Raw genomic sequence first — 8949 nt, forward strand, 5'->3', positions numbered from 1 at the left:
CTGTCTAACACCCTACAGTGTTACAGAAGGACACATTTCTACAATAGTCTCAAGTCCAATGTAAGGGTTTTATACTCAAAAAAAAGAAGCTAACGAAAACTACCTGTTAGCTTTTTGTGATTCAAAATATTAAAACTTTTACTTTCACATGATTAATAATTTACTTTGAATAACAGTTCGCTAAACTCCGCTCTTGTTATCGAGTTCTCTGGTCGAAAGGTGCCGTCCGGCATCCCTTCTGCAATACCTTGATATGCTAAAGCATTAATAGCTTCATAAGCGAAGTGACTAGTCTTTACATCAGGAAAGTAACTATTACTTGTGTTTTCAATATGGTAGGCTCTTTGAATCAGTACAGCCATTTCCCCTCGTGTAAGTTCTCCAGCTTTTACAAACATATCTTCTTCTCTTCCCTTAAATAATCCTGCGTTTGCAGCTGCAGCAATTTCTTTGTAATACTTATCTGTTGGCTTAACGTCCTTAAACCCAGGGTCAGTAACCTGGCTTGTATCCAGGTTCAACTCACGGGTTAGCATAATAGCTGTTTCCGTTCGACTTATTAAACCATTAGGTTCAAAGTAACCCCCTGGATATCCATTTATCGTTCCTGTTCTAAAAAGCTTTGTAGTTGATGGATATGCCCAGTGTGAGCTAGCAACATCCCTAAATATTTCGAGTGGGGCAGTTGATAATGCCATCAGAATAGTTGATACAGATCTTTCATATCCATCTGAAGGTGAATTAGCAACACTAAGTCGATCAGTCCCAGGAAAACGTGTCACCATTGTGGTGGAACCTCCACCATCAAGATTTAATGCCCGATATGCTCCTAAATTCACTAGATAATCTGCAAATTGCTTGATAGTCATTCCATTACTATATCCAGACTGTCTGCCGTCCACTGTTACGAAAAAGACCTTTTCACCTGTACGGTCAATCGCAACAGCAGTTCTAGGTGCTCTATATTTGGCATTTGCACTATCCTGATTCATGGTTACTGATACGCTTCCATCCTTTACGAGCATTGGCCCACTCGCAAGCATGAAAGAGGAATCCTGCCATTTTGAATCTATATCTATTGAGAGACTGATAGAATCCCCAACTTTAATGTCACTCATTTGTTCAGAACCCGTACCATGAGCAGAAATAACAAATCCATTCTTCGGTATAACCGTTTCCGTTTCATCACCTGATTGACGAATGGATTCTACCTTTCCAGTTACAGTGGTCCCAAACTTTAAGCTTGGTGGAGAAGGCAGAGTCACGACTACTTCGGTCCCCCACTGGTTTGTTTTTGTTGTTTCACCAGGAAAATAGGAAGTATACAAAATAGTATTATTTGGTGAGCGTGCCTTATTCGTACTTGTTATAGAATAACTTTTATTGTTATGTATATATTTCATTTCCAATTGATAATTATCGATAATTCCTTTACCGTTTTCTCCTATACCAAATGCAATTGGCTTATTTACAAATTTATCCTCTTCCCCGTCATAAACTTCACCTGCATGTACAAGTCTATTATCCTTAGAGACCAGGTTCATAGAAGTACCTAAATGGAAAAATGATCCATTAATTGCTCCAACTACTGCACGGTTTTCCTGACTATAAAAATTTGCAAATGCAGTAGTGGTTTGAAGTCTGTTTAAAGCTGTTGGGACACCTATATCAACATATGTATCAGGATTACTTATATCTATCTCCATTACGCGTACAGCTTGCATAATGCTATCTTCTGAATACCGGATATCCTTGTAGCTTACCCCGTCTGATACATTGAATTGTTCGTTAATTGTTGCAGCCCCTGCTGTCATTGGTATTGCAGTAAATACTATTAAAAACATAAAAATAAATAAATGTATAATTTTGTTCACTAAAAAGTCCCCTTGTCTAGTTGTTTTTTTTCACTATTTTTCTAGTATAAACGTATAGATAATAGAATAATAGATTAGATTTACTCATTTATTAGAAATATTAATAAAAAAAGTCCCACCAAATAGTGAGACTCTCCTTACTGTTTCTATTTATTTTTCTTTAGTCTACTTAACAACGCATCGGCCTTTTGTCTTCGTTGTTCGGTTTCACTGTCTAGTATATTGTACTGAAAATCTCCATTTGTCTCTGTTTCCTCAACAATATCCCCAACTTTTATTTCTTTAGGAAAACAATCGATAGCAACATCTTTTACAACTGATTCATTTCCTTTTTTTAAAAGTACTACTAAATTACCTTCAACTCGATCGACAGTGTATTTAATCATTCTAAATTCTCACATCCTACAGCGTTATATAAGGACTCATCTCTTCAATAGTCGCGGGTCCAATATAATGCACATTGTCTAATTCCTCAATTGATTCAAAAGGACCATACATATTCCGGTAGTCAATTATGTCCTGAGCTATACTAGGTCCAACTCCTTTAATCAACAATAGAGTATCATAGTCTGCAGTGTTTACATTTATTGGATATTGTGTCGTTGAATCCGGTTCAGTGGAATCTCCATTTCCTTCTCCAGTCCATGGTTGAGCAGATACAGTATACGTTTCCCCAGTCGATGTAATGGCAATATCACCAGATTCATAGGTGCTGTATAACGTTGCTCCAGAATCGCTTAATCGATCGACAACTTTTTCATCAGGATGTCCGTAGTTATTTTCACCATATGACAGAATACCTACCTCTGGGTCCACTGCATTTAAAAAAGCCTGAGAGGATGAAGTACCTGATCCATGATGACCTGCTTTTAAAATCTCGGCGTCTACTGCAAAGTTTTGGATCATCGTTTCTTCATTTTCTGATGATGCATCACCAGTAAGTAGAAAATCAACTGTCCCATGAGATAATTTTAAAACGATAGATGATTCATTGGGGTCATTACTAGAATTTATTCCGCTAACTATTAGTATTTCGAGGTCAGCATCTAAATCAATAGTAGAACCTACTTCTGCAGTATCAAAAGGAATATTTTTCTGGTCAATTAAATTTAAATATTCCAGATAGGTATCAGTAGTATGGGACTTTCCACTATCCAGAACACGCTTAACCTCTACCTTTTCAAGTACATCGATTAGACCACCGATATGGTCAGCATCTGGGTGTGTAGCAACAAGTAAATCTATTGATGTAATTCCAGACTTCGCTAGATAGTCAACAATTTTTTCACCTGCCGATTGTAGCCCACCATCAATCAAAATTGTTTTACCATTTGGTGTTTCGATTAAGATACTGTCACCTTGACCTACATCCAGAAAATGTACTTTCATATCCTTATTTATTTCCGCTTCAAATTTGTCACTCATAGCTCTTGCAAGCATAACAGAGAATTCAGAACGGTTTATGTTACTTTTCGGTTTGAAAGTGCCGTCTGTATAGCCGTTAGTAACACCATTTATAACTAAAGCATCAATATGCTTTTCAGCCCAACTACTTGATGTATCCGAAAATAAATTTCCACTTTCACCAGTTAATCCATAAGTAACAGAAATCACCTTAGCCATCTGCGCTCTTGTTAGTGTCTCTTCTGGACGATACTCCCCATCTGGAAAACCGTTAATGTGTCCAGCTTTTACGGCAGCTTGTATTGCTTTATAATAATATGCATTCTCATCCACATCTGAAAAAAAAGGTTCTTCTGGAGCAGTATTTACGTCAATTTGGTCCGTCCTGGATAACATTAAAGCTGCATCAGCACGACTGATATTCTCTAATGGTCCAAACGAACCACTTGGATAGCCATTAATAATTTCCTGTCCATTTAAATATACAATTTCCTCTTTTGCCCAGCCTACCTTACCTATGTCGTCAAAGGGTGCTGCTGCACTTACATTTGGGAACACTAGTAAACTTCCTAAAAACACTAGCATTATCCTCATCATTTTTTTACCAAGTGAGTTTGGCAAATCAATCCCTCCCTATTTTTAAAACCATGCCACATTATATCAATTATTCATTATGTTACAACCTATGTTGGGAAAATGGAAGAAATAGGGCAAACTCACTCTGGTAATTTGAAATTCACAGTTTCTACTTAATAGATTTTTCACTTATAGCGGTCCCTAGTCAATTCTTATTAAACTACTAGCTGAAGCCATGAAAGAGGAGCCATCTTAAATAATTATTATACAAGATTGTATTAATAGGAAGCACAAAAAAATGAACAGCTACATTGTGTCGATAGCTGTTCATTTACTCTTGCTCAAGTTGAAATAGTTATATACTGTCCTGAATATATGAAATAACAGATGCGCCGATGGCGTATATCTCTTTAAACTTTAATTCACGGTTTTTTCCTAACCTATTAGCAAGACTTTCATTTATTAAACCTTTGTCGATTAAAAGCTTCCAATTTTCATTCTCTGTTTCTTCAAAAAACAGTTCTGCTAAGAGTGCTGCGGCCTCATCTCGCTTAATAGGTCTATTATCCTTTTCCATTATAGACGTGTTAATGGTACTGATTTTGACATCTAATTGCTTAGATACTTTAGGATTAACACGCTCTACAGCACCTTTTACAATTTCCATAAAGTCGTAGAAAGTTGCTACTTTGTCAACCTTTAAATCATTTTCATAACCACCAAAGGCAAGCCCATAATCAAACAATGTTTGAACCGACTGATCATACCATTTGCCCATGTATGGATAATCTGTAACTATATGCTTTACAAGTGCGCCCTGATTATCAAGTGTATTTCTCAACTTATTAATCAATACCTTACTTTCAGTCATAGCTCTAAAAGAAACGCTCTTATTAACAGATATACTTGCTGCAGCCCCCGCTGCTTCCCCAACAACCATACCAGTTGGAACTATTCTTGCACTTCCAGCTGCAAGGGATGAATACCCAGCGGAGCGACCCACAACTAACAATCCATTTATTTTCTTTGGTACTAAAGAACGAAATGGAATTGCATATTGTTTAGGTACAGCTAAAATTTTTCCGTAATCTTCAGTTGACTTTGCTTGAATATCTACTGGGTAAGCTCCAAAGCCAATAGAATCCCAATGGTCTTTATTCATCCATACATCAGACATTGGTAGCTGATATTCTGCAATTATGTGTCTAGTTTCCCTAACATATAATTCAGTAGGAAAGCCAGCAATTTCTGCATTCTTAAACCCAGGAAACTCATCCTGTAAATACTCTAATATATGTCTAGTTTCTCTTTTCCCTCTTTCAATAGCTTTTTGTTTCGAATCATCATCTAAACCGTCAACACCAAATATTTGTAGTGCATTGATGTAATAGTCGTCCTTTATCTTTGCAATATTTAAACCGCGTAATCTGGTATTTTTATCTACTGGCTTGTAATCAAAGTGAAGAGTAGTAAATCCCCAAGCAACTTGATCTGTAACCACAGCAGAACCAAATTTTTCAGATTTTGCTGTCTCTCTGATTTTTTCCCAGTTAATATTTTTTAAATGAATCATCAACGTAACGGACATCTTTTTATCTTCTATGCCTATATCTTCACCACCAACAAAATATGGTGCTCCTGATAGCACTGCAAAATCTGCGTCCTGAGTTGCATCAATAAATGTCTTACCTTTAATCTCATATTCACCATTTTTATTTTTAATTTTAACTGCCTCTACTTTGTTATCTTTTACTACTGAATCAAGAACTTTTGTTTCCGTGAGTAAGGTTATATTAGGTTCCTCAACAACTAGTTTCTTAAAGGTTGCCTTTGCTTCAGAAATACCAAAAGCATTTCCACCTCCAACAAGTTTATGCCATTCCTCGAAGATTCCTTTACTAACGGACTCTCCATCTCCCCCTTGAGGTATATCAAGGTAGTTCAACATACCATAAGTAAACAACCCGCCAAGCTCTTTGCGCTCATTAATTAGCAGTGTTTTTGCTCCATTGCGTGCAGCTGAAACTGCTGCCGCTATACCTTCCGGCTCACCACCAATAACTATGACTTCATATTTATTATCAGGTTTGTTTGGTGAATTCACCTTATCATTTTGATTACTTTCTTTTGGAGAATCTGTATTATTGAAGACAAGGAAGCAGGCTATAGACAGAATTGTAATTACCGCTACAAATATATACTTATTTTTCATTATATCCCCCAGCCTCAGAAAACAATTACTTGTTTAAAAATTATGACTCTTAATAGATTACTAGATTTGTTTATTTATTTATGGAAAGCTTATAAATTGCCTTCTTTAAGACCCTGAGAGTTAGTTTTTTTACTTTTGATTTTTACTTTTATTTTAGCTAATTCAGGTTCTGAAAAAACATAAACGTACCAGTAATAAGAATCTTAGAGTTTACACAGTTTTAGTAATAACACCTAGGTGGTTAGTGAAATTGTTCACTTTGCTTATTTTAACATCTCATCTTATTAGGTTGCCAGTTAGAAGAAACATTGAAGATTTATAGTGTTTTTAATAACCAAAAAAAGTTCTGCGGAAATTTCTCTCCACAGAACTTTTCTAGTAAAACATAAAAACCAGTGTTTAAATATTATTTAATATTTTTTACAACTGTAAAGCTACCAAAATCAGTAAGATCGTTTCCTTTAACATCTACAATGTTACTTGAATCTGTAAGCTCAAGTGTGATCTTTTTAGCTAATTGTTCGCTGCTAAGACCTTGTTCACCAGCTGTTTCACTGTCAGTATCAACAATAGAAAGAACAAATTTATCTGTACCGGTAGAAACTGTGTAAATTCCTGCAAACTTTTCTCCATCTAATAGAAGTTCAAAGTCTGTAGCATCAACAGAGTTCACTGATTCGCTAAATGTTAGATTAACATCGTTTCCATTAACTATTGTTGCTGAAGTAAACTTAGGAGCTACATTCTCATTAAGTGTTAATGGCAATGGATTAACATCTACGAGCGTGCCATCGTTAGCTTTCACACCATCAATAACTAATTCATACTCACCAGTAGCTACAACTGAACCTGATTCTAACGCAAGTTCAACTACAGCTTTACCATCTGTATTAGTGTTAGATGTAAGAGTTGCAGATTTAACAGTTGCTCCTTCAATGTTATAATTTCCTTCGTTAACAGCAGTTGCTCCAGAAAGCTTGCCATCAAAAGTCAATGTAATAACGTTATCAACAACATCAGAACTAACTGTAAGCTCTGTTGGAGCAGTAGTTTCTTCATCCTCACCACGTACGAATGAAACTTTATCAGCCTGTAACTGATTGTTGTTTTGAGCAATGTCAGTAACAAATCCTTCAGCAAGTCCTACTGTCCAATTTCCTTGAGCAGCAGTTTGAAGTGGGATATTAACTTTTGTGTTGTCATCTCCATCAACTACTGGTGTTGCAGTAAATTGAGCAGTTTCATCAGTTACATAATCCACTTCTAGAGTACCTTCAAAAATTTGTGGTCCTGTTGAACCTAGGACAACACTTTCTGAGAATGAAAGTTGTAGATATTCTTCTCCATCTGCATTTACAAGTACATTTGAAGATGTTACTTCAGGAGATTCCTCATCAACAGTGACAATGAATTGACGAACAACTGCATCACCTGCATTATCAGATATGTCTGTAAATGAAGTGACTTCTACTTTGTTAGCACCATCTTCTAAGGCAACATCTAAATAATAAGTTACTTTATCATCCTCAACTGTTGAAGTTATCACAGTATCGTTTACTTCGAAAGTTGCAGAAGCTAATTCTTCTGAGAAAACAACTTTCACACGAGAATCAGACACTACGCTGACGCTTTCAACTTTAGGATCAGTCACATCTTCAGCTGGACGTTGAACATCAACTTTTACTGGGTTAGGTGACACTAGATTGTCCGCATGATCCCTAACACCTACAAAAGTAACAGTTCCTTCTTCTTCATAATTAAGAGAATCAATATCTACTAAAACAAAATTTTCTCCTTTGTCCTCATCAGCAAGAGCAATTTGAGTACCATTTAATGTAATGGTTCCCCAATCAGCAATCGGTTCTGAGAAAGAAATCTTTGCGGTATTTACACTAGTGTATGAAACACCAGAAACTGTAGGACGAGTTACATCATCAGCAGTGAAGAAACCTGCATATGATTCTACTTCATTACCGTCTACATCCTCTGCCCCTACTATATTCACAGAATATTTACCATCAAATACTCCATCGGCAGTCAATGTTAATGTTTTACCATCCTGGCTTAGTTTACCTGCAAAAGTAACGTCTGCAGTATCACCAACACCATCAATAACTACTACTTCTTCATTTACAACACCATTATCAACATTCGTGAATAGAGATTCAGCATCCATTGATTTATTGAATTTAACTTCAACCTGCTTAGCATTAATAGCACTTACACTTGCAACAGAAGTCGGTGCTGTTGCTTGAATTGCACGATATACCATTGTAGCGAAGTCTCCACGTTCAACGTTTCCATTTGGGTTGAAAGTAGTTGAGTTTTCACCTTTAATAATGCCGTTGTTGTAAGCTACCTCAATGTATGACTCACCCCAAACTCCGTCAATATCTTCAAATGAAGTTTCACTGCTACCAGTTAAGTTATAAGATTCAACAATAATTTTCGCTGCCTCTTGACGAGTAAGATTGTCTTCAGGGTTGAATTCACCATTGTAACCTTCAAAAATTTCGTTAGAAGTTGCACGTACAGCATCATAGAACCAATCATTAACTTCTACGTCTGAAAAGTCTTCAGTTCCAGATGGAATTAGACCTAGAACAGATTGAAGCACTGTAGCTGCTTCTGATCGTTTGATCTCATTTTCTGGAAGGAATGTGCCGTCACCATAACCATTAATATGACCATTTGAAGCTAGATAATTAATAGCCTCTGCGTAATATTGGCCTTCCTTAACATCATCAAAGTTTGATGCTGCTAAAGTAACTACTGGAGCTACTGCTGATGCGGCTAAAGCTACTGTTGCTGTTGCTGCAAAAGCTTTACGACCTGAATTTGATTTTACCATTGAATAAATTCCTCCTTGTTTCTATTATAAAC

5 protein-coding genes are annotated in these 8949 nt (G+C 36.4%); all 5 read right to left on the bottom strand.

Annotated features, from left to right (window positions below; genetic code table 11):
* Positions 1–152: 152 nt before the first annotated feature.
* Positions 153–1874: a phosphodiester glycosidase family protein gene (locus ACOI1D_RS13575; protein ID WP_422501830.1), complete on the bottom strand. Its 1722-nt coding sequence runs from the start codon at positions 1872–1874 to the stop codon at positions 153–155.
* A 146-nt stretch (positions 1875–2020) separates the two neighbouring features.
* On the bottom strand, positions 2021–2260 hold the full coding sequence (locus ACOI1D_RS13580) for a DUF3006 domain-containing protein (RefSeq protein WP_422501831.1): 240 nt from the start codon (positions 2258–2260) through the stop codon (positions 2021–2023).
* A 16-nt stretch (positions 2261–2276) separates the two neighbouring features.
* Complete coding sequence (locus ACOI1D_RS13585) at positions 2277–3899, bottom strand: S-layer homology domain-containing protein (RefSeq protein ID WP_422501832.1); 1623 nt, start codon at positions 3897–3899, stop codon at positions 2277–2279.
* Positions 3900–4209: 310 nt separating this feature from the next.
* Positions 4210–6066: an FAD-dependent oxidoreductase gene (locus ACOI1D_RS13590; protein ID WP_422501833.1), complete on the bottom strand. Its 1857-nt coding sequence runs from the start codon at positions 6064–6066 to the stop codon at positions 4210–4212.
* Between the two features lie 406 nt (positions 6067–6472).
* Complete coding sequence (locus tag ACOI1D_RS13595) at positions 6473–8917, bottom strand: S-layer homology domain-containing protein (protein WP_422501834.1); 2445 nt, start codon at positions 8915–8917, stop codon at positions 6473–6475.
* Positions 8918–8949 lie beyond the last annotated feature (32 nt).

This window comes from Virgibacillus sp. DJP39 (assembly GCF_049310925.1).
GTDB lineage: Bacteria > Bacillota > Bacilli > Bacillales > Amphibacillaceae > Virgibacillus_F.

What these genes read in the sequence shown, in the direction of transcription:
- ACOI1D_RS13595 (WP_422501834.1), bottom strand. Translation starts at nt 8,917, where the DNA reads ATGGTAAAATCAAATTCAGGTCGTAAAGCTTTTGCAGCAACAGCAACA.
- ACOI1D_RS13590 (WP_422501833.1), bottom strand. Translation starts at nt 6,066, where the DNA reads ATGAAAAATAAGTATATATTTGTAGCGGTAATTACAATTCTGTCTATA.
- ACOI1D_RS13580 (WP_422501831.1), bottom strand. Translation starts at nt 2,260, where the DNA reads ATGATTAAATACACTGTCGATCGAGTTGAAGGTAATTTAGTAGTACTT.